The sequence below is a fragment of the Pseudoalteromonas sp. CR1 genome (assembly GCF_019392235.1).
GTDB lineage: Bacteria > Pseudomonadota > Gammaproteobacteria > Enterobacterales > Alteromonadaceae > Pseudoalteromonas.
Genome location: NZ_JAHXRM010000371.1, coordinates 1 through 259 on the forward strand (window position 1 = coordinate 1; position 259 = coordinate 259).

Genomic DNA, 259 nt, shown 5'->3' on the forward strand with positions numbered 1-259 from the left:
GTTCCTTGCGCGTAGGCGGTCTTGTACGACCCGCGCCGCTGCAACTCCGGCACCACCAGGTCGATAAAGTCGACATAGCTTTCCGGCGTCACAATGCGCGTCAGGTTGAAGCCATCCAGCCCGGTTTCGCTGATCCACGATTCCAGTTCATCAGCCACGTGCTCGGGTGAACCGACCAGGGTGATGTAGCGCCCGCCGAGGGCGTGTTGCTCAAGCAACTTGCGCCGGGTCCAGTCGTTGTTTTGCAGGTTCTTGGTGG

Annotated in this window: 1 pseudogene; it reads right to left on the bottom strand. The window is 60.6% G+C overall.

The window, feature by feature from the left end:
• Positions 1-259 (bottom strand): annotated as a pseudogene (locus KZZ04_RS19760) (hypothetical protein); the annotation flags it as partial.